Origin of the sequence: Glycomyces tenuis DSM 44171 (assembly GCF_000427885.1) — a bacterium.
In the GTDB taxonomy this organism is placed as follows: Bacteria; Actinomycetota; Actinomycetes; order Mycobacteriales; family Micromonosporaceae; genus Glycomyces; species Glycomyces tenuis.
Genome location: NZ_ATYW01000008.1, coordinates 84,455 through 109,277, shown reverse-complemented (window position 1 = coordinate 109,277; position 24,823 = coordinate 84,455). Strand labels below are relative to the sequence as shown.

General features: G+C 67.2%; 28 protein-coding genes and 1 pseudogene. 10 read left to right on the top strand and 19 right to left on the bottom strand.

The window, feature by feature from the left end; genetic code table 11:
- Positions 1-111: 111 nt before the first annotated feature.
- The 4 genes from YWW_RS0110810 (at position 112) to YWW_RS0110795 (ending at position 3,501) form a co-directional block, all read left to right on the top strand.
- Positions 112-1,551, top strand: coding sequence for an MFS transporter (locus YWW_RS0110810; RefSeq protein WP_211228515.1), 1,440 nt, complete (start codon positions 112-114; stop codon positions 1,549-1,551).
- Between the two features lie 13 nt (positions 1,552-1,564).
- Positions 1,565-2,164, top strand: coding sequence for a TetR/AcrR family transcriptional regulator (locus YWW_RS0110805; RefSeq protein WP_026930135.1), 600 nt, complete (start codon positions 1,565-1,567; stop codon positions 2,162-2,164).
- Between the two features lie 252 nt (positions 2,165-2,416).
- A complete protein-coding gene (locus YWW_RS0110800) occupies positions 2,417-2,830 on the top strand; it encodes a hypothetical protein (RefSeq protein ID WP_155830109.1) in 414 nt (137 codons plus the stop codon).
- Between the two features lie 71 nt (positions 2,831-2,901).
- Positions 2,902-3,501, top strand: a complete 600-nt coding sequence (locus YWW_RS0110795; RefSeq protein WP_026930133.1) for a DUF305 domain-containing protein — start codon at positions 2,902-2,904, stop codon at positions 3,499-3,501.
- 132 nt (positions 3,502-3,633) lie between these two features.
- Here YWW_RS0110795 and YWW_RS0110790 read toward each other — a convergent pair whose 3' ends face one another.
- A complete protein-coding gene (locus YWW_RS0110790) occupies positions 3,634-4,152 on the bottom strand; it encodes a hypothetical protein (protein ID WP_026930132.1) in 519 nt (172 codons plus the stop codon).
- A 5-nt stretch (positions 4,153-4,157) separates the two neighbouring features.
- Entirely contained in the window at positions 4,158-4,346 is a 189-nt protein-coding gene (locus YWW_RS0110785) for a hypothetical protein (RefSeq protein WP_026930131.1), read from the bottom strand.
- Between the two features lie 105 nt (positions 4,347-4,451).
- Between YWW_RS0110785 and YWW_RS0110780 the strand changes: the two genes are divergently transcribed.
- Positions 4,452-5,030: a TetR/AcrR family transcriptional regulator gene (locus YWW_RS0110780; protein ID WP_211228514.1), complete on the top strand. Its 579-nt coding sequence runs from the start codon at positions 4,452-4,454 to the stop codon at positions 5,028-5,030.
- 8 nt (positions 5,031-5,038) lie between these two features.
- Positions 5,039-5,653 carry a hypothetical protein gene (locus YWW_RS29645; protein ID WP_051325647.1) on the top strand — a complete coding sequence of 205 codons (615 nt, stop codon included), beginning with the start codon at positions 5,039-5,041 and terminating at the stop codon, positions 5,651-5,653.
- Between the two features lie 97 nt (positions 5,654-5,750).
- Here YWW_RS29645 and asnB read toward each other — a convergent pair whose 3' ends face one another.
- From asnB to YWW_RS0110725, 11 genes are all read right to left on the bottom strand, one after another.
- On the bottom strand, positions 5,751-7,643 hold the full coding sequence (gene asnB, locus YWW_RS29640; RefSeq protein WP_051325646.1) for an asparagine synthase (glutamine-hydrolyzing): 1,893 nt from the start codon (positions 7,641-7,643) through the stop codon (positions 5,751-5,753).
- 461 nt (positions 7,644-8,104) lie between these two features.
- Entirely contained in the window at positions 8,105-8,440 is a 336-nt protein-coding gene (locus tag YWW_RS35895) for a hypothetical protein (protein WP_155830108.1), read from the bottom strand.
- A gap of 18 nt (positions 8,441-8,458) precedes the next feature.
- Positions 8,459-9,250, bottom strand: coding sequence for a cytochrome c biogenesis CcdA family protein (locus tag YWW_RS0110765; protein ID WP_026930129.1), 792 nt, complete (start codon positions 9,248-9,250; stop codon positions 8,459-8,461).
- Position 9,251: 1 nt separating this feature from the next.
- Complete coding sequence (locus YWW_RS0110760; RefSeq protein ID WP_051325645.1) at positions 9,252-9,782, bottom strand: TlpA family protein disulfide reductase; 531 nt, start codon at positions 9,780-9,782, stop codon at positions 9,252-9,254.
- Between the two features lie 53 nt (positions 9,783-9,835).
- Positions 9,836-10,000 carry a hypothetical protein gene (locus YWW_RS35890; protein ID WP_155830107.1) on the bottom strand — a complete coding sequence of 55 codons (165 nt, stop codon included), beginning with the start codon at positions 9,998-10,000 and terminating at the stop codon, positions 9,836-9,838.
- 1 nt (position 10,001) lies between these two features.
- Positions 10,002-10,265, bottom strand: coding sequence for a glutaredoxin family protein (locus YWW_RS0110750; RefSeq protein WP_026930127.1), 264 nt, complete (start codon positions 10,263-10,265; stop codon positions 10,002-10,004).
- Complete coding sequence (locus YWW_RS0110745) at positions 10,262-10,537, bottom strand: hypothetical protein (RefSeq protein ID WP_026930126.1); 276 nt, start codon at positions 10,535-10,537, stop codon at positions 10,262-10,264. Before YWW_RS0110745 ends, YWW_RS0110750 begins: the two co-directional genes overlap by 4 nt.
- Entirely contained in the window at positions 10,534-11,019 is a 486-nt protein-coding gene (locus YWW_RS0110740; protein WP_026930125.1) for a hypothetical protein, read from the bottom strand. Before YWW_RS0110740 ends, YWW_RS0110745 begins: the two co-directional genes overlap by 4 nt.
- 86 nt (positions 11,020-11,105) lie before the next feature.
- Positions 11,106-12,047 carry a M56 family metallopeptidase gene (locus YWW_RS0110735; RefSeq protein WP_026930124.1) on the bottom strand — a complete coding sequence of 314 codons (942 nt, stop codon included), beginning with the start codon at positions 12,045-12,047 and terminating at the stop codon, positions 11,106-11,108.
- Entirely contained in the window at positions 12,044-12,406 is a 363-nt protein-coding gene (locus YWW_RS0110730) for a BlaI/MecI/CopY family transcriptional regulator (protein ID WP_026930123.1), read from the bottom strand. Before YWW_RS0110730 ends, YWW_RS0110735 begins: the two co-directional genes overlap by 4 nt.
- Positions 12,407-12,512: 106 nt before the next feature.
- Positions 12,513-13,700 (bottom strand): L,D-transpeptidase, encoded by a 1,188-nt coding sequence (locus tag YWW_RS0110725; protein WP_081687359.1) that lies wholly within the window; start codon positions 13,698-13,700, stop codon positions 12,513-12,515.
- A 567-nt stretch (positions 13,701-14,267) separates the two neighbouring features.
- Between YWW_RS0110725 and YWW_RS0110720 the strand changes: the two genes are divergently transcribed.
- A complete protein-coding gene (locus YWW_RS0110720; protein ID WP_026930121.1) occupies positions 14,268-14,636 on the top strand; it encodes a BlaI/MecI/CopY family transcriptional regulator in 369 nt (122 codons plus the stop codon).
- Positions 14,633-15,127 (top strand): M48 family metalloprotease, encoded by a 495-nt coding sequence (locus YWW_RS35885; RefSeq protein WP_155830106.1) that lies wholly within the window; start codon positions 14,633-14,635, stop codon positions 15,125-15,127. Before YWW_RS0110720 ends, YWW_RS35885 begins: the two co-directional genes overlap by 4 nt.
- A 350-nt stretch (positions 15,128-15,477) precedes the next feature.
- Here YWW_RS35885 and YWW_RS0110705 read toward each other — a convergent pair whose 3' ends face one another.
- Positions 15,478-16,110 (bottom strand): methyltransferase domain-containing protein, encoded by a 633-nt coding sequence (locus tag YWW_RS0110705; RefSeq protein ID WP_026930119.1) that lies wholly within the window; start codon positions 16,108-16,110, stop codon positions 15,478-15,480.
- A 231-nt stretch (positions 16,111-16,341) separates the two neighbouring features.
- Here YWW_RS0110705 and YWW_RS0110700 point away from each other — a divergent pair, with 231 nt between their 5' ends.
- Positions 16,342-17,295, top strand: coding sequence for a F510_1955 family glycosylhydrolase (locus YWW_RS0110700; RefSeq protein WP_155830105.1), 954 nt, complete (start codon positions 16,342-16,344; stop codon positions 17,293-17,295).
- Positions 17,296-17,739: 444 nt separating this feature from the next.
- On the top strand, positions 17,740-18,150 hold the full coding sequence (locus tag YWW_RS0110695) for a four-helix bundle copper-binding protein (RefSeq protein WP_026930117.1): 411 nt from the start codon (positions 17,740-17,742) through the stop codon (positions 18,148-18,150).
- 151 nt (positions 18,151-18,301) lie between these two features.
- Here the strand turns inward: YWW_RS0110695 and YWW_RS0110690 are convergent, their stop codons facing one another.
- The 5 genes and pseudogenes from YWW_RS0110690 to YWW_RS36875 form a co-directional block, all read right to left on the bottom strand.
- On the bottom strand, positions 18,302-19,801 hold the full coding sequence (locus YWW_RS0110690) for a multicopper oxidase family protein (protein WP_026930116.1): 1,500 nt from the start codon (positions 19,799-19,801) through the stop codon (positions 18,302-18,304).
- A 70-nt stretch (positions 19,802-19,871) separates the two neighbouring features.
- The gene (locus YWW_RS0110685; RefSeq protein ID WP_155830104.1) at positions 19,872-20,153 is read right to left on the bottom strand and encodes a hypothetical protein; all 282 of its coding nucleotides are present in this window, start codon (positions 20,151-20,153) and stop codon (positions 19,872-19,874) included.
- A 292-nt stretch (positions 20,154-20,445) separates the two neighbouring features.
- Positions 20,446-21,465 (bottom strand): coiled-coil domain-containing protein, encoded by a 1,020-nt coding sequence (locus tag YWW_RS0110680; RefSeq protein ID WP_026930114.1) that lies wholly within the window; start codon positions 21,463-21,465, stop codon positions 20,446-20,448.
- A gap of 324 nt (positions 21,466-21,789) precedes the next feature.
- Positions 21,790-23,520, bottom strand: a pseudogene (locus YWW_RS29635) (heavy metal translocating P-type ATPase); the annotation flags it as partial.
- Positions 23,521-24,020: 500 nt separating this feature from the next.
- Positions 24,021-24,743, bottom strand: a complete 723-nt coding sequence (locus YWW_RS36875; RefSeq protein ID WP_051325644.1) for a MerR family transcriptional regulator — start codon at positions 24,741-24,743, stop codon at positions 24,021-24,023.
- Positions 24,744-24,823: the final 80 nt, after the last annotated feature.

Below are 24,823 nucleotides of genomic sequence, written 5' to 3'. Positions count from 1 at the left end.
AGCTGCCGAAGCGCTGTCGCGAATCAGTTAAATCGAACACTGATGTACGTGTTACGTGGAACTCGGGCTAGGCTGTAACTCGTACATTAATGTTCGAGTTAAGGAGTGATCGTGTCCGCGATCCATCACCCCGATCCCGCTGCGGCCCCGGCCGCGCCACCGACCCCCCGGCGCCGCCTGATGCTGGCGCTGCTGTGCACCGCGCAGGCGATGCTCATCATCGACATCACCGTCGTCAATATCGCGCTGCCCTCCATCGGCACAGACCTCGGTCTCGACCGGGAGGCGCTCACCTGGATCGTCACCGGCTACACCCTCTGCTTCGGCGGCCTGATGCTGCTGGGCGGGCGGATGGCCGACCTCTACGGCCGGCGCCGGATGCTGCTGGCAGGTCTGGCCCTGTTCACTGCGGCCTCATTTGTCGCCGGGCTGGCCCAGACCGGTCCGGTCCTGCTGGGCGGGCGGCTCGCGCAGGGTGTGGGCGCGGCGCTCATGGCGCCCGCAATCCTGTCCACGGTCACCACGTTGTTCCACGGCGCCGATCGCCACCGGGCGCTGGCGCTGCTGTCGGCGATCGCCGGAAGCGGCGCCGCTGTCGGCGTCCTCATCGGCGGCGTGCTCACCGACGGCCCCGGCTGGCAATGGATCTTCTACATCAACATCCCGGTAGGAGCGGTGATCCTCGCGTCGCTGCCCGTCGTGATGCCCGCTGATGCGGCGGCTGGACAGCGTGCCCGCGTCGACGTGCCCGGCGCCTTGACCGTTACCGCCGCCACCGCCGCCTTGATCTTCGGCCTCGTCCGCGCAGGCGACCGCGGATGGACCTCGGCGGACACCATCGGCGCGCTCGCGGCGGCGGCCGTGCTGTATGCGGTCTTCGCAGTGGTCGAGCGGCGCACCGCCGAGCCGCTCATGCGCGTGGGCCTGCTGGCCCGCCGCACCGTCGTCACCGGGGCATTCCTCATGCTGATGGCCACCGCGCTGCTGATCTCGTTCTTCTTCCTCGGTTCGCTGTACCTCCAGGACTTCTCGGGGTACTCGCCGCTGCGCACGGGTCTGCTGTTCCTGCCCGTCGCCGTCGCCACGATCGTCGGCGCGCACCTGGCCGGGCGCCTCATCGGCAAACTCGGTCCCCGGCCGATCGCCGTCACGGGGTTGCTGCTGGCGGCTGCGGCCTCGGCGTGGCTGGCCTCGCTGGACGCCGACAGTCAGGCGGCCACCGGAGCAGTGCCCGCTCTCGCCTTGGGCGCGTTCGCGCTCGGGACGCTGTTCATCACCGCGAACGCCACCGCCTTGTCCGACGTGGAACCGCATGAGGCGGGCGTGGCGTCGGGGATGGTGACCACCTTCCACGAGCTGGGCGGGTCGATCGGCGTGGCAGTGGTCTCGACGCTGGCCGCCGCAAGCATCGCGGTGAGCGCACCCGTCCTGTCGGGGTTCACGGACGCGTTCATCGTCTGCGCCGTCGCCTCCGGTGCCGCCGGGTTCGTCGCGTTGTTCCTGGTCCCGGGCGGGAAGGTCGAGACCGGCGGTGGGCCGCACGGCCACTAGTTACCCTTCAGGCATGGCCGAGGGCAAGACCACCGCGTCGGCACGGCAGCCCGCCGGGCCACGCCGTGCCGACGCGCAACGCAACATCGACAAGATCCTCACCGCCGGGCTCAAGCTCTACAGCTCGCGGCCCGGCGTCAGCGTCGCCGAGGTCGCCCAGGCCGCCGGAGTCGGCCGCGTCACGCTCTACGGGCACTTCCCCTCCCGCACCGAGCTGGCCAAGGCCCTGATGACGCGGGCCTTCGAGGAGACCGAAGCCGCATGGGCCTCCGTCGAGACCGACGGACCGGCCGACGAAGCGCTCGACCGGCTCCTGCGCGAGCAGTGGTATCTGATGGAACGCAACCGCAACCTGCGCGACAACGTGGTCGGCGACCTCTCTCCGCAATGGCTCCGGCAACGCCACGACCCGATTCTGCGCCGGGTCGAGGAGCTGATCTCCCGGGGCAGGGAAGACGGGGCGTTCCGTGCCGATCTGCCCCTGTCGTGGATGGTCACCGCGCTGTACAGCCTGGTCCATGCCGCCGCCGACGAGATCTCCGAAGGGCGCCTGACCGCCGACGAGGCCCCAGGCGTCCTGTCGGCCAGTCTGCAGTCCATGTACCGGCCATGACAGGAGGTCCCGCGGCACGTCGACGACGTGCCGCAGGCCCCGGTTCTCGCTTATGCCGCGGCCGCGTACTTGGCCGGGTCGGCGTCGAACAGACGGCTCGGCGCCCCGATTTCGACGCGGTTTCAGTTGCCACGGCGGGTCGGCGTGCGCATTGCCGCGCGTCGGCTAGCATGAGCCGCAGGGCGTACCCCCCGTACCGTATCGGCTGTTCATGGGCATGCGACTCGTCGTGCGAGCTGCAGGAGGGTGGACTTGGTGGCCTGGTACCGCGTTCTCTGGCGGGTCACGTTGATCATCGTGGCCATCGGAGTGGCGTGGATGCATTCCACCGGCCATTTCAGCTGCCATCACGATGGTGATTCGGGCGCCTCGACGTCCGAAGTCGTCGCACTGACCGTGGCCCTCCACGCCGATGCGGCAATGACTGACGCGCATGGAGCACCGGCACTCCCGTTCGAGTCGGGCATGAACCCCATGCAGGTCTGCATGGCGATCCTGACCGCACTCGCCTTGGCCGTGCTGCTGCTCGCAGCCTGGCGCCTCAGCCAACGGACGGCAGTGTGCCAGTGGGCGATACGGCGCTCCTGTGCGTTGGCAGCATGGTCGGCCTCGCTGCCGCCTGGCGGCAGACTGTCATTCATGGACCTGTCGGTGTTGCGGATTTAGGCCGAAGTCACGGTCCCAGAGACCGTTTCGACCTACATTCGCAGGCATTCATTCGACAGGAGAGACCAATCATGACCACGACCTTCACCATGCGCCGTGCGCTCTTCGCGGGCATCGCCACGTTCGCCGCGCTCGCTTTTGCGGCCGGCTGCGGCGAGGACACCGGGAATTCCGACAACGCCACCGACGCCGAGACCTCGACGGCAACGGACGTCGAGTTCAACGACGCCGACGTGGCCTTCGCGCAGATGATGATCCCCCACCACGAACAGGCCGTCGAGATGGCGGAGCTGGCCCAACAGCACGCCGCCGATCCCGAGATCAAGTCGCTGGCCGACCAGATCATCAGCTCACAGGGCGAGGAGATCGCGACGATGACCGCCATGCTCGACGAATGGGGAGCACCGGTCGAGATGGAGGGCCACGGCGACATGAACATGGGCGGCATGGCCACCGAAGACCAGATGGCCGAACTCGAAGCCGCCCGCGGCGCCGAATTCGACCGGCTGTTCGTGGAGCTGATGATCGCCCACCACCAAGGCGCCATCGACATGGCCGAAACAGAGCTGGCCGAAGGCCAGAACCCCGAGGCGCTGGCGCTGGCCGAGGAGATCGTCGAGGCCCAGACCGCTGAGATCACCACGCTCGAGGAAATCCAGGCGCAGCTGTAATCGCACGGCTCGGGGCGCGGAGGCCAAGCGGTCGCCGCGCCCCAAGCCTGCTCGACAGGACGTCCCTCTCACACGCCAGGGCTGTGGCCGAACCTGGTCCCGATATCGCCGGTGCGCCTGCGCCTCAGAGCGTCATACCGTGCCCCGGGCGGGCATTGAGGCGGGCGACCGCTGCTTGCGCTGGCCGTATCGGGTCATGCCGCGCGGTTTGTAGACGGACAGGATCAAGGCGAGCGAGAGCACCAGCAGACCGCCACCGGTGTGGAGCAGTTCGCTGCCCAGTGCACCGGGATCGACGGTCGGATCGACGGCGCGGGTGGCCTGGGTGGCGAAGCCCGGCGTCTGCACCACGAGGACCAAGGTGGCGAACGCGGTGATGAGGAGCTTGAACAGGACCCAGTAGTGCCGGAGTAGGCCCCACCTGGAGCCGAGCGCGGCGATCAGACCACTGGTCAGCGAGGCGATCGCCAGGGGAACCAGGAGGGTCCAGCCGGTGGCGTCGAGTGCCAGCCAGATGACCCGGTTGAGTTCGGCATCGGCGTTGAGGCGTGCGGCGAGGTCGAGCGCGACGAAGACGGCGACCGCGCCCATCCATCCGACCGAGCTGGCCACGTGAAAGACCAGCACGGTCTTGCGCAGCGGTGGCGCCATGGCGCTCAATGGGTCGCGACGTTCTCGGCGGTGGACCCGATCCCGTGCCGCGACGGGCCGTGATCACCGCCGCCCACGAGCAGCGCGACGACGACGAGCGCGATGACCGCAACGGTGACGACCGCCGCGATTTTGACCCATCGGGGTGGGCCTGTGGTCTGGACGGGTTCTGGATTGTCATGCGGCGAGGTCATCGACGGTTTCCTTCGCAATGAGGTGACGGAACACCATAGAATTTATCGAGACATAGTGTCTCTGTCAAATCAAAATGTTCTGATCCAGTCAAGGCGTATCGTCGAATGGTGCCGAAACTGTGGGACGAGACGATCGACGAACACCGCCGCGCGGTGCGCGAGGCGATCCTGGGCGCCACCGTGTCGCTGGCCGATGAGCGAGGCGTGACCGCGGTGACCATGTCCGCCGTCGCCGAGCGGGCCGGTATCGGCCGAGCCACGCTGTACAAGTACTTCCCGGACGTTGCATCGATCCTGGTCGCCTGGCACCAAGGCCATGTCGCCGACCATTTCGATCACCTCACGGCGCTGCGCGATCAGGCCGCGAGCCCCGATGAGGGCCTTGCGGCGGTGCTCGACGCCTACGCGCGCATTTGCTACTGGCGCGCTCGCCATGGCGCGGACTATTCGGCGCTGGTCCATCGGTCCGAGCACGTGAGGCCCGTCCAGCAGCAGCTCACCGAACTTTTCAGTGATCTCATCGCGCGAGCGGCCGCTGCCGGGAAGCTCCGCAATGACGCCGCCGCCGACGAGCTTGCTGCCTACTGTCTGCACGCCCTTGCCGCCGCCGGAGATCTCGGCTCCGAAGACGCCGTGGGCCGCCTCGTGACGGTCACTCTGGACGGACTGCGCCCACCGCGCTGAACAGCGGCATGGCTGCGCTGGCCAGCGCAGCGGCCGGGGCCATCCACGTCGCCGCCATCGAATCGCACTGGTCCGAATGGACACCGGCCGGGATGTTCTTCCTGGCCGTGGCGTGCTTTCAGCTCTACTGGGCGGCGTTGACCGTCCCGTTCGGCAACGCGTTCTTGTCGGTGGCCGGTGTCTGGGCCAACCTCGGCTTCCTTGGGCTGTGGGGACTCAGTCGAAGCCGTGGGGTGTCGTTCGGACCACACACGAACGTTCCCGAAGCCGTTGAGGCAGCCGACGCACTCACCGCCGCCTTGGAATTGGCGGTGATAATCGGTACACTGTGGACATTTTTGCCACGTGAGCACCATGGAGTTCCCTCCGCCGCCGGATACCGTTTCGCGGCGTCCCTTGCCGCGCTGACACTGGGTGTCACCGTGATGCCCGGAGTGAGCAGTGCCCTCAATCACGGCGGTGACGGCCATAGTCATGAGGAGACCGGCGACGGACACGATCACGACACCGAGACCGTACCCGACATGGACGAGGTGACCGTGGAACTCTCCGAGCCGACGTCGACTGCGGGTCCCGACGAGGAAGAGGGCCACACTCACGCTCCCGGTGAGGAGCACGAATAGTGCTGGCGGCTACCGTGTTAGCACAGGGAGCCGGCTTCGGTGTGGGTGCGACCAGAATCGTCTGGTTTCCCCGTGTCCGTGGGAGCGCGGATGAGCGTTAGGGACAGGGTTGCCGCTCCTCGCGCTGGCGGGGGGCGGCCTGCCGGCCTCGGTTCGGCGGCGGTCCGCCGAGCCGGGCGTACCAGAGGCAGAAGACCATGACCGTCCAGACCTTGCGGGCGTGGTCGGTGCCGTCGCGGTGCTCGCGCAGCAGCCGCCGCGCGTATTCGAGGTCGAGCAGGTGGCCGCATTGCGACTCGGCGAGCAGGTTGTCGACCCAGTCGAACATGGGCCCGGCCAGCCACTGCCGGTACGGGGTGGGGAAGCCCATCTTGGGCCGTTCCACGATCGCCGCGGGCACGAGCTTCTCGACCGCGCGGCGCAACGCCACCTTGGTCTGCGTCCCGACGAGCCGGTGCTCGACCGGGATCCGCGAGGCGGCCTCCCACACGCCCCGGTCGAGGAACGGGACGCGCATCTCCAGGCTGTGGGCCATGGACATCCGGTCGGCCTTGACGAGGATGTCGCCACGCATCCAGGTGTGCAGGTCGAGGTATTGCATCCGGGTCGCGGGGTCGAGATGCGCCGATTCGGCCCAGATGCCGGCGGTGACCTCGCCGATGTCCGCGGAGGGGTGGCGCAGCAGCGCGTCCTTGGCTTCACCGGTGAAGATCTTGGCGTTGCCGACGAACCGCTCTTCGAGTTCGGCGGTGCCACGTTCGAGGAAGCTCTTGCCCTTCACCCCGTCGGGCAGTGCGCGGGAGGCGCGGCGCAGCAGGTGCTTGGCGGAGTCGGGCAGCGCGGTGACCGACCGCAGCGAATGCGGCTCCCGGTAGATGGTGTACCCGCCGAACAGCTCGTCGGCGCCTTCGCCGCCGAGCGCGACGGTGACGTGCTCGGCGGCCTTTTTGGCCACGAAGTAGAGCGGGACCAGTGACGGGTCGGCCACGGGGTCGTCGAGGTGCCACACGATGTGCGGCAGGTGGGCGATGACGTCGTCCACGTTGACCGGTGCGGGGATGTTCGCGACGCCGAGTTCGGCGGCCGAGGCTGCCGCGACGCCGAGTTCGTCGGTCAGTCCCGAGCCGATGAACTGCGCGGTGAAGGTGAGGATGCTCGGGTTGACCTCACGGGCGAGGGCCACCAGTGCGGTCGAGTCGATGCCGCTGGACAGCAGCGCGCCGACCGGCACGTCCGAGCGCATGTGGAGCCGCACCGACTCGCGCAGGGCGTCGGCGATCTCGCTGTAGAGGCGCTCGGCGTCGTCGATCTTCCTGGGGTGGAACATCGGCTGGAAGTAGCGTTGCGGCCGCGGGTCGGTCCCGGGCCGGAACAGCGCGTGGTGGCCGGCCTCGAACCGCTGGATGCCCTTGTGGAGCGTCGCGGGTTCGGGCGGGTACTGGAAGGTGACGTAGTGGCCGAGCGAGTCGGTGTCGACCGGGTCGTGGCCGCCGGCGCCCGGCAGGGCCTTCTTCTCGCTGGCGAGCCACACCGCGCCGCCGTGTCGGGTCCAGTACAGCGGCTTGATGCCGAACGGGTCGCGTGCGGCGAAGACGAGGCCGGCGCCGTGGTCGTGGACGACGAAGGCGAACATGCCGCGCAGGCGGTGGACGACGTCGGGCCCCCAGTGGCGGTAGCCGGCCAGGATGACCTCGGTGTCGCCGAGGGTCGCGAAGACCTCGCCGTGCTCGCGGACGAGTTCGTCGCGCAGCTCCAGGTAGTTGTAGATCTCCCCGTTGAAGACGATGCTCAGGCGGCCGTCGCTCGAGTGCATCGGCTGGTGCGAGCCGGCGACGTCGATGATCGAGAGGCGTTTGAAGCCCATGCGGACCGGCGATTCGGGCGGATCGGCCGCGGTCTCGTCGGGGCCGCGGTGGTCGAGCAGTTCGAGCAGATCGGCGAGGTCCGGGCCGCTGGGGTCGGCACCGGCTCGGACGACAAAACCGCACATAGGAGTTTTACCTTTCTTTCAGGGTGGTCTGGGCCTGTGAGTCACAGGCCCCGGTATGGCTGCAGTGGGTGAGCCAGTACGGAACGTCAGTGAGATCGCCTGCGGGAGGAGCCCGCAACAGAGCGACAACGGTGACGCAGTGCACCGAGCTCGTATAGAGGTCAACGCCGGCAAAGAACATCGGCGCCATGTGATGGTCGAGTAGGACGGTCAGCGGCTGTTGTCGCAGCGGTTGTGCAACGGCGAGAGGGAACTGATCGCACTGGTCGGCCGGGTTACTGGTCCAGGTGTCGGTGATGCGGCTTTGAGCTGAGTGGCCGAGTACGAGCGCTCATGCAAAATTGAGTCGGCGGCAGCACACCAGAGCAGCCGTGCCCGAGATGGTCAAAAGCTCTTTCTCCAGGTCGATCGGCAGCGCGCAGCACTGCTGGCAGGCAGAACAACGTCCCTGGAGATCACATCTAGACCCTGTTGACCTGAAGGACGGCCACCAGATCTGGTGGAGAGCGATCATCCATGCTGACGGTGTGACCGGCAGCGCTGGCCAGGGCGGAGGTTTCGGGAGGCGCCGCGGCCGCTTCCGTGCCGACTGGTGTGTAAGCACAGGAGACAGGGAGTGACACTTCTCCGCACACCGGCGAGTCGTCATCGTGCGAAGGTGGGTCCATGTCACCCAGCTCAACGATGTGGTCAGGGGAGATGACCATGTGGGGATCGCCGGTTGATCCGAGAAGGTGGCCCATGGTGAGCATCGCGGTGAGTGCGACCAGCCAGAGCGCCACTTGTCGTCGGTTCAACACAGCATCCTCACCTCGCTATATGCCGATCTGGCCGGGGCCGACGGTGGCGCGCAGCCAGTTGATGAAGTAGGTCCAGGCGCCGGTGGCCAGCGCGAAGCCGACGATGATGAGGAGGAGGCCGCCGATCCAGGTGATCCAACGTCCGTGGCGGCGGATGAAGTCGACCGCGCCGATCATCCAGCGCAGGCCCAGTGCGAAGGCGATGAACGGCAGACCCATGCCGAGCGAGTAGGCCGCGGCCAGGATCGCGCCGCGGTTCGCCGAGCCCTCAACGGCGGCCAGACCGAGCACGGCGGTCAGCGTCGGCGACAAGCAGGGGGTCCAGGACAGAGCGAAGGTTGCGCCGAGGATCGGGGCTCCGGCCAGGCCGACAGCGGGAAGTCTCTGGACTCGCACCGTACGGTCCAGGCCGGGGAATAGGCCGAGAAAAGCAAGTCCGAGGCCGATGATGACGAAGCCGACGACGATTTCGATCGCGCGCGAGTGGACCAGCAGGGCTCGGCCGAGTTCGCCCACCGCATAGGCGACAGTGGTGAAAACGGCGCTGAATCCGAGCACGAACAGACCGGAGCCGGCCAGGATTCGCATTCGTACCCGGCCGCGCACCATAACGGCAGTGGTTCCCGAAGTGCGCTCTCGGACCGCGTCGAGGTCTGCCCCCGCCAGTCCGGTCACGTACGAGATGTAGCCCGGCACCAGTGGGAGCATGCAGGGTGCGAAGAAGCTCACCAGACCTGCGAGCGCTGCGACGCCGATCACGGCGAGCATCGGCCCGGTCTGGGCGATGTCGACGAAGGTTTCGACCACGTCAGGTCTCCTCGCCGAGGACTTCGTCGATGAAGGACTCGAGCTCGCGCTGGGTGACGGTCTTGCGGAACACCGTTGCCACACGCAGCTCGCTGTCGAGGATGAGCGTGGCCGGGACGACGTTGGATGGGATCTCCTCGAAAGCCAGGATGGTTTCGCCGGCAGGGTCGAACAGGCTGGGGTATTCCTGTTCGTAGCGCTGCATGAAGGCCTTGGCGGAGTCGCGTTCGTCGCGCAGGTCGACGCCGAGGAACTCCACGCCTTCGTCCTTCCGCGACTGGTGTGCCGCGCCCAGAGCAAGAGCCTCCTCGCGGCAGGGAGCACACCAAGAACCCCAGAAGTTGACCACCACGACGCTCCCGACCCAGGCGGCCAGGTCGAACGAGGCGCCGTCGAGCAGCTCCCCGGACAGCTCGACCGGCTCGCCACGGTCAGCCGGTTCGATGAACTCCCAGGTGCCATCGCCTACGGCTTCGGAGGAGCGCTGGGTGTCGTTGCGGGGATCAGAGCGGGCGCAGGCGGCTGAGAGCATCGTGATTCCGGTCGCTACCAGTATCGCCCGGCGAGCCGTCTGCGTCTGCGGAGTCATCGGGTCTCGCGTTCGAGTTCGGCGGTGCGGGCGCGCAGGCCGGTGATCTCGATGTCGCGCTCTGGCTCGCTGCGCTGTTTATGACCTCGTACCGCCTTCATCATTATCAGCACCATGGCGGCGCAGCCGATGACCGGCAGGGCATACAGCAGTGATTCCATGTCAGGCTCCTGTCGACCGGATCGAGGCCAGGGTCTGGCGGAGTTTGTGTTCGCTGATACGGCCGTAGCCGAAGAGCTCTCCGTCGATGATCAGGCTGGGGGCGAACAGAACGATATGTCTCATCGCGAGCTCGCGGCCCTCGTCGCTGGCCAGGTCGATCTCGGTGAGGAGGAACTCGAACTCGGCTGAGAGGTAGTGCAGGATCTCCTTGGCTCGGTCGCAGAGGTCGCAGCGGGGTTCGGTGAGCAGGATTATGTGAGTCACTGGTCGAGCCTGTCTGCGTTGAGGTCGGCGAGAATGTCGTCGGTGGTCGGAAGGATGCGCTCGGGGAGGGTCTGGCTTGGACCGGGGGTCCCGATGGCGAATTCGTAGCCGCCGCCCTCGGACGCTGCGACGTTCTGCTGCGCCGAAATCGACCACGCAATGCAGAGGATGACGATCCCGACTGTGATGGCGATCGCACTGAGGATCGCTGGAAGCGATAGCAACCGGTTCGGCCGTGTCGCAGTCGTTCTGGCACGGTTCTTGACGGTCACAGTCGCTCCTTGGTCGAGTGCTCTGGGAAAGGCCCTTGGAGACAATGGATTGAGGCAGGGGCGGCCGGGAAGGAAGCAGCCGTCCCCGAGACCATGGCGACACCCGAGACGACGGCCGACGGATACCTGGAGGTTGCGCCTTTGTCGCTCTGGGGTGACAGGCCCGGCATGGGAAGTTTCATCCGCCAGTCGAGCGGCATCGCCGTGCCCATGGCCACCATGACCGCGCCGCCGATTGCGAAGAGTGGCGAGTACCGGATACTGAGCGGACGACCCAGCACGCTCGCACTGAGCGCGATCGACACGGTCACCGTTGCCGCTCCGACGAAAGGCAGCGCCATTGCTGGGTTCCGGGTGCGGTGGTGAGAGGCCCAGGTCGAACAGGTCGGCAGCATCGCCGACAGGTAGGACGGCGCCAGTGACGCCGTCACACCGCCCAGGAATGCGGTCAGCAACGTCATCGACAACAGCAGGTCGATCATCGCGCCCTTCTCTGCTAAACACCAAATTACTAAGGAGGATAGTAGATAAGTGCGGATCTTGCCAACATGGCCTCCTGAAAGGGGCCTCAGACTGGGCAGCAGGCCATGCCGAAGGCGGTGATGATGGGGATGGCCACGATCAGGACCGGTGCGGCCACCGCGGCGGCGTTGCCGCCGAGGATCGTGCCGATGCCTGCCGGGCCGGGAGCGGCAGGAGCGTCGAGGAGCCGCTCGACGCGGGCGACGGTGTCACCGCCACTGGCGGCCAAGGCCTCGACCGGTACCTGGGCGGCGGCGACATTGAGCAGACTGCGGGCGAGGGTGTTGCGGGTGGCGCTCCGCGCGGCCGCGTCATCGGCGGTCAGCTCCACCAGCTGCCCGATTCGCTCGGGTAGGTGCGCGAACAGCGGCAGCCAGCCGAAGGCACGGCGTCCGGCCTGGGCGAATGCGACCAGCAGGTGGTGGTGGCCGGCGAGGTGGGCGCGCTCGTGTGCCAGGACCGCCTCGATCTGGGGTCCGTCAAGCAGTTCGAGCGCGCCAGAGGTGATGACGATCAGGCCGCCTTTGCCGGGGATGCAGTAAGCGGCGGGTCGCGAACAGCCGACTACGACCGCCCCGAGATCGCCGTTGCGACGGGCCACCGCAAGCTCGCGGCGCAGCTTGGATCGGTCGACGGCGGCTGAACGCAATGCCGCGATCGCAGCGAACAGCAACCGTATCGGAACCGCCCACGTCAGCACTGCCGCGAGCACCACCAAGGCGAACCCGCCGATTTCCCCATACTGCTCTCGCAACACCGCGATGCATTCTTGGACGAGCCCTACGGGACCGCCGGTGAAGATCTCCATCGGCATCACGATCGCCATCCCGGCCAAGGCCAACGCCAAGACGAAGGAGGCGGCCAGAGCAAACCAGGTCGCGATCGCCAGGCGCGGCGCCGCCATGGCCCAGCGGGCCCGGTCCACCAGCTGCGGGCCGAACAGCCCGAGCAGCCCGGCGTAGCCCAACAGCGCCAGCGCCGTGGTCATCGGCGCTCCTCAGCGGCGTCCATGAGCGCGCGCAGCCGGGCCAGTTCGTCGGGGCTGATCTTGCCGATGAAGCGCAGCAGCGTGGTTCCTCGGTCGGCGGCGGACTCGAGCACGGCGGCCATGGCTTCGGCGTCGAACTCCTCGCGTGATTGCGCGGGCCGGTAGGCCCAGGCGCGACCAGTCCGTTCGCGGGTCACCATGCTCTTGCGGTGCAGGTTGTCCAGGACGGTCATGATCGTGGTGTAGGCCGGCTCTGGATCGCGGTCGAGGGCTCCGAGCGCCTCGCGGACCGTGACGGGACCGGATGTGGACCACAACACGTCCATGACCGCTGCCTCCAGTTCGCCCAGCCTGCGCATCGTTACCTCCTTCTTTGACCTGAACCATACCCGGTCGGACCATCTTGAAATTTCTACCGCTGTTCAACCTCACAGCGGTGAACCCGGTCTTCCCGGGCCTCCACTCCTACGCCGGGGCGTAGGCCTTGTCGAGGTAGGAGCCGGCGAGATGCTCGTCCCAGGTGAGATCCCAGGTCGTGAAGCCGTCGCCCTGTGGAAGTCCCAGTCCGGTGTTCTTGACGATGACCGGGTCGCCCCAGCGCACGAAGTTGTAGATCCACTCGCCCATCTCGTTGGTGACGTTGATGCAGCCATGGGATCCGTTCTCCTTGCCCAGACGAGCCTCGGCCCACGGGGCGCCGTGGATGTACTGGCCCGAGAAGGTCAGCCGCATCGCCCACTTGACGTCGATGTCGTAGCCGAACTCCGCAGAAAAGAAGTTCGAGGTCTCCTCGCGGCTCATGATGGTCAGACGGCCCGAATAGGACCGGGTGTCGATACCCTCGATCTCGCGGGCTCCCAAGGAGATGGGCATGGTCTTGACCTCACTGCCGTCGCGATAGGCGGTCAGTTGCTTGGTCTCGTCGTCGGCCTCCAGCAACCGCAGCTCGGTGTCCGTGTTGAAGACGGTCTCCTGGTCGAATTCGCCGTAGCGGCCGCCTCCGAGCGGCAGCCCGCCCAGGCCGAGACGCACTGACACGGTCGTGTTCGGCTGCCAGTACTCCTTGGGCCGGTATTCGAGAGCGCGCCCGGTGATCCAGTGCCACGAGGCCTCTTGAGCGGGCTCGGAGGAGACGAACAGGCGGCGTTCGACGGCGGCGCGGTTCTCCTCGGGGACCTCGAACCCGGCTTCGAAGCGGAAGGCCAGGACTGTGGCCTGACCGACCACGGAGTCATTGCCGGGCAGGTAGTTCTCGATGGTCACCCGCTCGGGTGGGGAGACGATCGTGGTGAAGGTCGATTCGACTGTGACCGGGGTGCCGGCGTCGTCCTCGGCGGTGACCGAGGCGGTGTAGGTGCCTTCCCATTCGAGCGGGGCGACCGGGACCCAAGTGGCGCCGTCGGGGTGCATGGCACCCTCCACCGGCTTGCCGGCGGCATCGCTGAGCTTCACCTTGGTCACCTCACCCGCTTCGACCGTCCAGCCGATCTCCGTCGCGGCGGTTGCGTCGGTCGCCCCGTCTGCGGGGACGACGGTGACCGTAACGGGGCTGACGGCCTCCTTGGTCTGGCCATCGTCGTCTTCGGCGACGTCCACGGTGCCGGACTCGGACGAACAGGCGGCCAATCCGAACCCGGCGATTCCGGCGGTCAAGGCGCTGCGGCGCGTAAGGGAAGACCCTCCGATCCTCGGAGCGTTGCCGTGAGCAGTGTGATTTGACACGATCAGTCTCACTTTCTTCGACTGGCTCAGCGAATGCTGAGGCGGAAGTGGTCGGTGCAGTCGGGGGAGGCCCCACGTGCGAGGCTGTAGGACTTCCACACCGAGGAGAGCACCCGGATTAGGCGGTATCAGATGATGTACTGCAGACCAGGCTCGCCGGTGTCATCGACGTACAGACGGCGAAGAGGGACGGATGCGGCCGAAGTCGTGTCTGGAGGCGCCGAAGTGTCGCATCGTGCCCGTCGCCTGGTCTCGACCTAGATCGGTCGGCTTCATCGCAGAGTAACTACTATTTATGATAGTACATTGGGTCGGTCGGTGACGACCACGCTTCGAGGCGATCTCGCCGCTGGGCAGCCCCCGAACCCCGCAGAGGCGTCCCGCGCAAGTAGAAATCACATCGCCGCGTCTGCTGTCGACGAGCCACCGAAAGCGGCCACCGGCAAAGCCGGACCTTTGACGGCGTCGGCCGCAACGTTTCGGAAGTAGGCTGGTGCCATGGGTCGTCGTGAACGTGCGGCACCGCTGGGGCCGCTGGAGTCGGCGGTCATGGAAGCGCTGTGGCAAGCCCAGGCGCCGCAGTCGGTGCGGCAGGTACTCGACATTCTCAACGACAATCGATCCGCCCCATTGGCCTACACCACGGTGATGACGGTCCTGTCGCGGTTGAGCGAGCGGGGCCTCGCGAGGCGGGACAATGCCGGGCGCGGCTACCTCTACTGGGCTGAGGCCGATTCCCTCGCCGAGGCCGCGGTGCGACGGGTACTCGAAGAGCACGGCCATGCCACGCTGGCATCGTTCGTCGACCAGGTTAGCGTCGACGAGCGGTTGCGCGACCGACTGCGTCGATTGGTCGGGGAATCGTGAGACGCGACTATCCGCTGTGGGCTTTGGCGGTCGGTGTTGCGGCCACCTGTCCCGCGCTCGTCCTGGGTTGGTGTGTGTCAGTGCTGGTGGTGAGTGAGCCGGGAGCACAGGCATTCGGACAGGCCGGGCGCCACGCCGCGCTGGCTGCGGCGATCCTGCTCGCCGTGGGGGCCGTGTCCGTCTGCAGGGCCGCTTGGACACTGGTGCAAGGACTGCGGCAGACTCGCCGGCTCGAAACGTGGGTCTCGGAACGACGAGTCGCGGTGCCCGACGACCTGCCTCTCCTGGCCGATCGACTGGGAATCGGGCGGTTCGGGCTCGTAGAGGCTCACGAATCGGTCGCGGTCACCGTGGGGTCGGTGCACCCGACGATCTGGATCAGCACCGGACTGGTGAAGACGCTCACCGGTGATCAGCTGCGGGCGGTGCTGACGCATGAGTGCGCCACCTGCGCAGGCGCGACCCGCTGCGAATCCTGGCCGGTTCGGTGATGGCTGCTCACCTGTGGTTTCTGCCCGTCGCGCCCGAACTGCGGATGCTGGCCCGGTGCGGTTACGAACTGGCCGCTGACCGACATGCCGTGCGCGGTACCGGTACATCGGCGATGGCCGGGACGCTGCTCGGCGCGGGGACCGCCGTTGTCCTTGAAGGGCATTCGCCTCGCCGTTCGCCGACGCCGAAATGCTGGAGACACGGGTGGCGCAGTTGGAGACCGGACGGGCGCCCCGACTGCGGCGGACCCTGCCCCGTTCCGCGGTGAGCGCTGCGGTCGTCCTCTCATTCACGACGATCATCGCCGGGATCTGGACGTTCATGCTCTTGGCATGCCCGTCTTCGATGATCACCTGAGATCGGGTTTGCGGGCCGCCACGCGCTCGATGATTCCCTTCTTGAACCGCTCGTGCCGCTCGATGACCAACCCGGCCGCGCGCACATGCTCGATCGGGCGACGCCGAAAGTGTTCGTTCTCGACCCTGACGCTGTACAGCTCGATCACCGACTGCAGCGCCCGCAACGGTGCCGATGTGCTGACCACGTGGTCAGCCAGCAGCAGCAGGCCGCCGGGCCGAAGGACCCGCACCATCTCGGCGACAGCACCGCGATCGTCGGGCACCGCACACAGGCCGAAGGTGCACACCACGGTGTCGAAGGAGGCGTCGTCGAACTCGAGCTGCTGGGCGTCGCCGATCCGCAGATCGACGCCGCGGCCGATCTCGGCCGCGCGGGAGCGAGCCAGATCGAGCATGGCCGGACTCAGATCCATGCCGGTCAAGGCGGTCTCGGCGGGGTACAGGCCGAGGTTGAGGCCGGTCCCGACGGCCACCTCGAGGGTCTCGTCGCGTGCCTGGCCGCAGATCCACGGCCGGGTATCGCCGAAGAACTTCCGCTCGGAGAAACCCATCTTCTTGTCGTAGGTCGCCGACTGCTTGTCCCAGCGCCGGCGCAGCCGTTCGAGACTGAGTGGTTTCGACATGATACCCCCATTCAAGGTCGGGCGTTCGCCCAATGAATTACTACATTACAGTAGTAGAAAGGTTCAGTCGAACACGATGGGCAGTGTCGTCGTAGCACGGCCCGTCGCTGGATGGGACCGGTGTGCTCGGGTCGACGGGTCGGCGCCGACTGGAAGACCGCTGGCTGCGCCCGGCTGATGCGTTCGTTCTCACTGGGCGGTGCCGTGTCTCCTAATTTGAATAGTAGTACTGTGGGTGAGCCATCGGTATTGCTGCAGGAGGAGCAGATGTCCGCACAGCCGCTTCAATCCAGTGCCCGTGAAAGTGGTGCAGACACAGGAGGCTCGCGCTGGACACCGCGGGTGTTCCTGGCCATCTCCGGGGTGTCGCTGCTCGCGGCCGCCTTGATCATGGTCTGGCTCGTCAACCACGAGGAGTCCGAGGCCGAACCATCAGGCGTGCTGTCGCACATTCACGGCATGGCGGTCAATCCCTCCGACGAGCTGCTGTACGTGGCGACCCATGAAGGCCTTTTCGTCCTCGGTGAGGACGGGACTCCTACCAGGGTCGGCCAGGGACGCCAGGACCTGATGGGCTTCACTCTCGTCGGCCCGGACCATTTCCTGGCATCCGGACACCCGGCCCCCGCCGATGACGGCCCCTCCCATCTCGGTCTCATCGAGTCGACGGACGCGGGCCGCACTTGGGAACCGGTGTCGCTGGGCGGCGAGGCCGACTTCCACGTCCTGCGGTACTCGCACGGCAAGGCATACGGCGTCGACTCCGTCTCCGGGCAGCTGCTCGTCAGCGAGGATCTGGTCAACTGGGAGCCCCGTGGCTCGCAGCAGCTCTTTGACCTGGCCGTCCATCCCATTGACCCCGATGCCATCGTGGCCACGGGACCGTCCGGGACACTTGGCTCCAACGATGGCGGACGGACCTGGGAGCCGATCGCGACCGAGTCGATGGTCTTCCTCGACTGGACGAACAGCGGCGCGCTTTGGGGCGTCGGACCGGGCGGCGACATATTCGACAATTACGACGAAGGCGTCACCTGGAGACCCGCGGTCGGGTCGGCGGAGGCGACTCCGACGGCGTTCACCGTCGTCGGTGAAACGATGTTCCTCGCTACCGACGACGGTCGGATCCTGGAAGGAGACGACTTCGGTCGAACCTGGCGAGAAGTCCATCCCCCGGCCTCATGAACGCCGGGATCCGGAATGCCCTGTCATGGCCGCGTTCGTAGCAGCTCCCTCGCCGCCCTGTAGCCGTTTCGGATTGTGGCCGAGTTGGCTCGTCAGTATGCTCGTTCAACCGCTTTCAAGCGGGAGCGCGGGTCGTCGGCTCGGTCGTTCGAACCAAATTGACGCAGATTCGCCAAGGGCACGAAGTAGCGGGCTTAAGCGGATATCGATGGGACTGCCAAACGTCTCTGCCCTATTTGCCGGTTCTTCGACATTCGGAGTCTTCGGTCACTATCGTGAGGCCGTGGGAGGCGCTCAGAGGGCTTTCCCCAGCACAACCGCCAATGTCGCACCCGCTGGACGTCCCTGGGCCGGATGCACCACCCAGCTTGAACCCGCCTCCGGTCAACCCGGCCTCTTCAGTCCGACGGACGGCGATGCATCGCAACCGGAATGGAGACCTTCATGACAACGCTCGTAGACCAAATGCTCGAGACGTACCCGGCTGATCTGGGCGGCGTCGATCGCCAGAAACTGGCCGACTGCATCAGGGAGTGCTACGCCTGCGCACAGGCGTGCACCGCTTGCGCCGACGCGTGCCTCAGTGAAGACGACGTCGCCTCGCTGACCAAGTGCATCCGCTCGAACCTCGACTGCGCCGACATCTGTTTCGCCACCGGGCAGATGCTCTCGCGCCACACCGGGTACGACGCCAACCTCACCCGCGCGATGCTCGAGGCATGTGAGATGGCCTGCAAGGCCTGCGGTGACATCTGCGCCGAGCACGCCTCCCACATGGCGCACTGCGAGCACTGCGCCCGCGAGTGCCGCAAGTGTGAGCAGGCGTGCCGCGAGCTGCTGGACTCACTGGGCTGAGCCGCCGCCGAGAACGGAACCACCACGGTGCCCGGCGTGAACCGTTGGACGCCATCAACTCGTCCTGGGCTTGACAAGACACAATAGACGATCCGCGTGGCGGCCCGCAGCAACGGGCCGCCACGCGGGCGAGTCAGGAGCCTGTGTCTGCCTACATCAGGTAGCCAAGGACGGCCATCATGCCGGCTTCACCGTGGTAGAGGTTGTGGCAGTGGACCATCCAGCGGCCTGGATTGACCGCATCGAAGTCGACCTCCAACGTCTGGCCCGGCAGTACGATCGCGGTGTCCTTGCGCAGCCCCGAATCGGCCAGGGCGAAGGTGTGCCCGTGCAGGTGCATCGGGTGCCACATGTCCTCGCCGTTGACGAACCGCAGCCGGACCCGCTCGCCCTCCTCGATCGCGTAGGGGTTGTCGAGGTCGTGCGGCTTGCCGTTGATGGACCAGTCGAAGTCCTCCATCCCACCGGTGAGTTCCAAGTCGATGACCCGGTCGGGCTCGCGCCCCTCCAGAGCCACCTCCTCGGCGGGCTCCAGCTCCTCGTAGGCCAAGACGTGCCCGGTCAGCTCGTCGGGAGCGAAATCGGCCGCCGGGGCCTCGCCCGAGCCGGTGCGGAGCAGCGCTCGGCCCCGTGCCTGCTTGCCTTCGGCCTCGGCGACCAGTGCGAAGACGCCGTCCTCGAGGGTCACGACAACGTCGTAGCGCTCGCCCATGCCGACGAGGATCGCGTCGGCCTCGACCGGGACGCACGGGAAGCCGTCAGTGTGGGTGACGGTCATCCGATGACCCGCGAGGGCGATCCGGTAGGCGGTGTCGCCGCCTGCGTTGATGAACCGGATGCGCACGCGTGCGCCCGGCTCGGCCTCGAACACCTCGGGATCGGCGGCGATGCGGCCGTTGACGAGGTGGTGCGGGTAGAAGACATCGCCGGCATCGGGCCCGAGGATGTCGGAGGAAGCGCCCATGAGCATGTGGCCGTCGGCCATCAAGCCCATGTCCATGCCGCCATGGTCCATCATGCCCATGCCCGAGGTCAGCTGGTCGAGGACGTCGCCGGGGGTGCCGGTGACGCCGTCCATCCAGTCGTCGAGCACCACGGTCCACTCCAGGTCCCAGTCGGCGGCCTCGTCGGGGTCCTCGACGATGAGCGGGGCATACAGACCCCGGTCGAGCTGGACGCCGACGTGCGGGTGGAACCAGTAGGTTCCCGGGTCGGGAACGGTGAACTGGTAGGTGTAGGCCTCTCCGGGCGCGATCGCGGGCTGGGTGACGTCCGGGACGCCGTCGGCGTCGCAGCGGAGCTGCACGCCGTGCCAGTGGATCGTGGTTTCCTCAGGCAGGTCGTTGGTGAGGACTGCTTTGACCTGCTCGCCCTTGGTGAGCCGGATCGGCTCCCCGGGGACCCGGCCGCCGTAGGACCAGGTGGGGACGATGAGGCCGCCGAGGTCGACCTCGGATTCGACCGCGTTGAGCTGGAACTCCCGGATAGCACCGGGGGAGCGGGCCTCCTCGGCGGCGGCGACCCGTTCGGAATCGGTCTCGACGAAGGACTGGGTCGGCTGCTCGTCCTCGGCGGAGCAGGCGGCGAGCCCGGCGAAGGGGAGCGCGACGGCTCCGCCGCGCAACACGGAACGACGTGTCAATGCATGCATGATTGATTGCCTTTCGGATGGCGTTGAACTGTGGAAATGAGATCGGCACTTAGCCCCGTGGGGGCCGAATTTAGATCCGCAGTACCGCGATCCGATTGAGCAGGAGACCGGTGAGCGTGAGCCGGGGAGGTGGATGCCTGAGCTGCTGGGGGCAGGGGCTGCGGGGCGACGGACTTGTGCGTTCTAGGAGCCGACCGCGCAAATGTGACCAGGCTCGGGAGCGGAGGAACTCGAAGGCGAGGCGGGCCAGGACCGCGATGCAGACCGTGAAGCCCAGGAGCGCGAGAGCCGAGAAGGGCTCGTCCTCATCGGCGACCGGAGCCATGGCGGCGCCTGCTCCGTGGTCGGCCATGGCGTGTGTCATTTCAAGGACCTGGATATGCCCTTGATCGCCGTGACCGGTGTGTCCAAAGCTGTGCATCGCGACGACGCCCACTGTCAGCGTCGCAACAAGAGCGATTCGCGCCATCGCTCGAATCGCCCGCCGGATACGAGACTTCCGTCCTCGAACTCCCGGACCACCCACAGTGGCCACGACGACGCCGTTCACGCCGGTACTACTGTGTTCTTGAGGACCGTGCTGTGGCAGCACAGGGTTCGTGGCCTCGGAGGCGGTGCGGTCCATTCAGGCAGTCTCGATTCGGTCAACGGATGCTGAGATGCACGTGGTTGGTGTGGTCGGACGAGGGATCGCCTCCTCCGAGGTTGTAGGACTTCCAACCTGTGGAAGGCATCCAGATTTGGCGGTACCAGATGACGTACTGCACCCCCAGTTCGCCGGCGTTCTCGACGTACCAGGCGGCCAGGTTGTCGCCGTAGGCCTTGTCCTCGCCGTAGGCATCGCCGCCGAAACCGCCGGGCTCGGAGGAGAGGTCGCAGGCACGGCCCTTGGGATGCTCACCCCAGGTGCCGTTGCGGTAGCACTTGGTGTAGCGGGTGAAACCGGCGAGCTGGGTCTGTTCCAAAGCGTGGAGGGTGCGCGGGGTGAGGCAGCCGCCGGTGGTGGGGTCGTTCTCGGTGCAGCCCTCGTAAGGGAGCGACCCGTCGCCGTTGCGCGGCGCGTCCTCGGGGTCGGGGAAGTCGCCGGGGGAGGGGCCGGTGGCACTATCGCCGCCGGCGCCGGCCAGTTCGCGAGCGGCCTCGTCACGGGCGGCCTCCATCTCCTCGGCGAGATCCTCCTGCTCGATGATGTTGTCATCGAGGGTCTGCTGCGTCGCCTCGATTTCGGCCAGGCGTGTGGTGAGCTCATTGAGCCTGACGGCACGCGATTCGCCGAGAAACTCGAGCATGGTCATCGCGTTGAGCGCGTCCGAGGGGTTGCCCGAGGCCATGAGCGCGGCGGTCGATTGGAAGTCGGAGGTGGTGTACGCGATGTAGGCGTATTCGTCGAGATCTGCGTTGAGCTGCGCGACCTCGGCTTCGGAGTCGGCCAGTTCAGCTTCCAGGTCCTGCTGCTCCTGCTCCAGCGCAGCCAACTCGTCCTGGGCGTTCAGGTAGTCCTCGATCGCCTGACTCAGGCCTGCGGAGGCACCCTCCTCCTGCGCGAGCGACGCACGCTGTGAAGCAGGAGCGACCAGGAACAGCACGACGGCGGTGGCGATGACGGGGAAAGAAAGGAGCCGTTTGGAACGGCGCAGCTCAACGGTGTTCGCGGTGTACGTCAAGGTGGGGGTCCTCACGGGTGCTCGATTCGATCGAGGATTTTTCACGCCCGTAATTTACTATCATAGATAGTAGTTCTGATCCACCGGGGAAGGCATATGGCACAGATCGATTAACGGTGTACGGCGCCATGCGGCTGGCCGGTTCTTTCTGTACCTACCTGCTGGCGCAGTCGCGCGAGGAGCGTGACGCCCATAGCAGGCTACGATCTTTAACTCCGCTGCTGATGAACGCACCTGCCCACCAGCGTAGACGCATGAAAATCAAGCCAGAGCCTTCGCCTCGACAAGGGCCGCAGACCATTGCGGTCCGCGACCCTTCTTCTTTCATGACTCCGGTGTCAGCTTGACCCGGCGCAGCAGCTGCGCGTTGAGCGCCACGACGATCGTCGACGCCGACATGAGCACCGCGCCCACGGCCGGACTCAACGTGAACCCGGCCCAGGCCAGCACGCCCGCCGCGAGCGGAATCGCGACGACGTTGTAGCCCGCGGCCCAGGCGAGGTTCTCGACCATCTTGCGGTAGCTCGCCTTCGACAGCCGGATCACGCCGGTCACCCCGCGCGGGTCCGAGGAGGCCAGCACCACGCCAGCCGACTCGATCGCCACGTCGGTGCCCGCACCGATCGCGATGCCCACGTCGGCCCTGGCGAGCGCCGGCGCGTCGTTGACGCCGTCGCCGATCATCGCCACGGTCAGGCCCCGCGCCTGGAGGTCGGCCACCGCCTGGTCCTTGTCGGCGGGCAGCACCTCCGCGAACACCTCGTCGCGGCCCTCCACGAAGCCGAGGTCGGCGGCGACGGCCTCGGCGACGGCGCGCGCGTCGCCGGTGATCATCGCGATCGTGCCGATGCCTTGAGCGCGAAGATCGGCGATGGCCTGCTTCGCCTCCGGACGGACCTCGTCCTCCAGGGCGAGGGCCCCGAGCGTTCTCGAAGCCGCGCCGGTCTCGACCAGGTACAGGACGGTCGCGCCGCGCCGCGACCACCGGTCGATGTCGCCGGCCAGTGCCGATGGCGCTTCGATGCCGATCTCCCGCAGCAGCGCGGGACCGCCGACGGCCAGGCGGCGGCCGTCCACGGTGGCCTCGACGCCTTTGCCGGTGCGCGACCGGAAGTCGCTCGCCGAGGCGCCGCCGCCGTGGACGTGGCCGTGGTGGGCGACGATCGCCCGCGCGAGCGGGTGCTCGGAGTCGGACTCGACCGCGGCGGCCAGGTGCAGGACCTCGTCGGCGTCGACGCCGCCTGCTCCTGCCACGCCGTTGACGGTGTGCTCGCCCTTGGTGAGGGTGCCGGTCTTGTCGAACAGGACGGCGTCGACGGTGCGCATCCGCTCGATCGCGAGCCGGTCCTTGATGAGGATCCCGGATTTGGCCGAGACGGCCGTGGTGATCGCGATGACCAGCGGGATCGCCAGGCCGAGGGCGTGCGGGCAGGCGATGACGAGGACCGTGACGGTCCTGACCACGCCCGAGGAGACGTCGCCGACGAGCGACCAGACGGCGAAGGTGACGGCGGCGACGCCCATCGCCACGTAGAACAGGGCGGCCGCGAACCGGTCGGCCAGGACCTGGCCGCGCCCGCGGGACGCCTGTGCCTGCGACACCAGGCGCTGGATGCCGGCCAGCGCGGTGTCGTCGCCGACCGCGTCGATGCGCACCCGGATGGCCGAGTCGGTGGCGACGGTCCCGGCCACGACGCGCTCGCCGGGGCCTTTGGCGACGGGGCGGGATTCGCCGGTGATCATGGATTCGTCGACTTCGGCCTCGCCTTCGACGATCGCGCCGTCGGCGGGGACGCGCGAGCCGGAGCGGACCAGGACGAGGTCGCCGACGGTCAGCTCGGCGACGGGGACGGGGGTGGCCCGGCCGTCGGCACCGATGCGCTCGGCTTCGTCGGGCAGCATGGCGGCCAGGGCCGCGAGCGCGCCCTGCGCTTGTCCGATGGCCTTCATCTCCTGCCAGTGGCCGAGCAGCATGATCGAGACCAGCGCGCCCAGTTCCCACCAGAAGTCGAGGTCGAACAGTCCGAAGGCGGTGGCGAGCGAGGCGAGATGTGACCGGCTTTCCCGGCCTCGGAGAACTACGGCGGCTCCGCCCCGCCCCAGATCATCGGCGGTCGATGCGCCTGGCCCGAGCCCAGTCCTGGGGGGACCGGGAGGGCGAGATCTGAGGCGGTTCCCGTGTTCACTGTGGTTCGCTCGATGGAGGAGGAGCCCGACTGTGTCCCTGCGGCCTCGCTGCGGGTGCGCCGTAGCCCTTTCCCACAGCCTCCCGACCAGCTTCGATAAACCGGTCAAGGAGTTCACCACCGCCTGGCGGTGGCTGCGCGCCGCTTCCGACCCTGATCTACCAGGTTCGAGCCGGTGTCCCATTGAGAGACGTACAACGTCGGTTCCTCACGTACTCCTTTCCATCTCGCTTGCCGGAACCGCTCCATCTGGCAGTACTGGGCACGTCCCGGCTTTGTCAGGGCTGCTCCCACCCTTCCCGGCATCACCCGGGTCAGGCTGCCCCCAGCTTCACTGACCTGCTACGACAGGCCAGAGGTGGTGGTCTCTCACCTCCACACGAACCAACAGCGCCTCACGGCGCAAATCAAACCTGAGCCAGATCCCTCGGCTGACCCCACCTGTCGTCGATGAACGAGACAATTGCGAGCACTATGATGGCGCAGCCGAGCAGGAGCGGGGAGTTGTGCCTGTGTGTCACGGTCGGTCGCGCCGTCGAAGACCGAGGTGAACAACACGACGAACAGCACCGGCTGAATCGTGGTGAAGGCGACCAGGGTCGGAACGCGAACCAGGCGCCGCAAATTGCGGCCGGTGAGGACCAGAGAGGCCGCTGCGGCATGCCCGCTCTTGCGCGTCAGCGGGGCCCGAATGTTCGCCCCGGCTGGTTTCGCCGTGAGTTCCTCTGGGGCGAGCGGCTCGCGGTCGTCTGATTCGTCGTCTGGCGTATCGGCGGTCACCGTTCGGGTATCCTCCTCGGTGGGGGTGCCCTCGGCGATCAGGCGGCCGTGATCGATGAGAGCGATGCGCTCGGCGGTGCGCTCGCGGACGGCGGCCAGGCGCTCGGCCAGGCGCGGGCTGATCGGGCCGCGTTCGTGAGTCCGGGCGATCTCGCGGATCTCCGCGATCGTCAACCCGAGCCCGCGCCGGGTCGCGATCCAGCGCAGGCACCACAGTGCATCCTCGTCGAACAGTCGGTAGCCGCCAGTGCTGCGGCCGAGGGTGTAGACGAGCCCGGTGCCGGCGTAGTGGCGCAAGGACTTGATCGGCACACCGGTGCCGCTGGGAGAGTTCGCCGACGGTCATCGCCCCGGCGGTCCGGCCCTCGGTGCGGTCGGGACGTGGGGCGCTG

Bases quoted from the DNA above. Each gene is read 5' to 3' on its own strand.
- YWW_RS0110805 (WP_026930135.1), top strand. From the start codon at position 1,565: ATGGCCGAGGGCAAGACCACCGCGTCGGCACGGCAGCCCGCCGGGCCA.
- YWW_RS0110795 (WP_026930133.1), top strand. From the start codon at position 2,902: ATGACCACGACCTTCACCATGCGCCGTGCGCTCTTCGCGGGCATCGCC.
- YWW_RS0110790 (WP_026930132.1), bottom strand. From the start codon at position 4,152: ATGGCGCCACCGCTGCGCAAGACCGTGCTGGTCTTTCACGTGGCCAGC.
- YWW_RS0110785 (WP_026930131.1), bottom strand. From the start codon at position 4,346: ATGACCTCGCCGCATGACAATCCAGAACCCGTCCAGACCACAGGCCCA.
- YWW_RS0110780 (WP_211228514.1), top strand. From the start codon at position 4,452: ATGGTGCCGAAACTGTGGGACGAGACGATCGACGAACACCGCCGCGCG.
- YWW_RS29645 (WP_051325647.1), top strand. From the start codon at position 5,039: ATGGCTGCGCTGGCCAGCGCAGCGGCCGGGGCCATCCACGTCGCCGCC.
- asnB (WP_051325646.1), bottom strand. From the start codon at position 7,643: ATGTGCGGTTTTGTCGTCCGAGCCGGTGCCGACCCCAGCGGCCCGGAC.
- YWW_RS0110760 (WP_051325645.1), bottom strand. From the start codon at position 9,782: ATGCTCTCAGCCGCCTGCGCCCGCTCTGATCCCCGCAACGACACCCAG.
- YWW_RS35890 (WP_155830107.1), bottom strand. From the start codon at position 10,000: ATGGAATCACTGCTGTATGCCCTGCCGGTCATCGGCTGCGCCGCCATG.
- YWW_RS0110740 (WP_026930125.1), bottom strand. From the start codon at position 11,019: ATGATCGACCTGCTGTTGTCGATGACGTTGCTGACCGCATTCCTGGGC.
- YWW_RS0110735 (WP_026930124.1), bottom strand. From the start codon at position 12,047: ATGACCACGGCGCTGGCGCTGTTGGGCTACGCCGGGCTGCTCGGGCTG.
- YWW_RS0110730 (WP_026930123.1), bottom strand. From the start codon at position 12,406: ATGCGCAGGCTGGGCGAACTGGAGGCAGCGGTCATGGACGTGTTGTGG.
- YWW_RS0110720 (WP_026930121.1), top strand. From the start codon at position 14,268: ATGGGTCGTCGTGAACGTGCGGCACCGCTGGGGCCGCTGGAGTCGGCG.
- YWW_RS0110705 (WP_026930119.1), bottom strand. From the start codon at position 16,110: ATGTCGAAACCACTCAGTCTCGAACGGCTGCGCCGGCGCTGGGACAAG.
- YWW_RS0110695 (WP_026930117.1), top strand. From the start codon at position 17,740: ATGACAACGCTCGTAGACCAAATGCTCGAGACGTACCCGGCTGATCTG.
- YWW_RS0110690 (WP_026930116.1), bottom strand. From the start codon at position 19,801: ATGCATGCATTGACACGTCGTTCCGTGTTGCGCGGCGGAGCCGTCGCG.
- YWW_RS0110685 (WP_155830104.1), bottom strand. From the start codon at position 20,153: ATGGCCGACCACGGAGCAGGCGCCGCCATGGCTCCGGTCGCCGATGAG.